Annotated in this window: 1 protein-coding gene; it reads left to right on the top strand. The window is 62.4% G+C overall.

The features are described from left to right. Nucleotides 1-346 (top strand): hypothetical protein (locus HMPREF2975_RS08290; RefSeq protein ID WP_227469342.1); only part of this gene is annotated, 346 nt, incomplete at both ends.

Genomic DNA, 346 nt, shown 5'->3' with positions numbered 1-346 from the left:
ACCGCAACCGCCTCTACGTGTTCACCACCAGCACCAGCTTCCAGCCAGAAACCCCCTACACCAAATTCGCCGCCTACGCGCTCCTCAACCACGGTGGCGACTACCAAGCCGCTGCGCGCCAACTCGCCCACGACGGCTACGGCACACACGACCACGAGGGCGACATCATTATCGACCTGCCCCTCACACCACTCACACCAAGCGAGGAACACGACAACCAGGACGATAATGCGGACACGATCCCGGACACCACCACGCCACAACACGAAAACAGCGAGGGCGACGAGGACCTGCCGCCGACATGGCAACCAGCCAACCTCACCCCATACCTCGACGGCACCTACAC

Origin of the sequence: Actinomyces sp. HMSC065F12 (assembly GCF_001814535.1) — a bacterium.
In the GTDB taxonomy this organism is placed as follows: domain Bacteria; phylum Actinomycetota; class Actinomycetes; order Actinomycetales; family Actinomycetaceae; genus Pauljensenia; species Pauljensenia radingae_A.
Note: the sequence above shows the minus strand (reverse complement) of the source record. Positions and strands in the feature narration are given on the sequence as shown.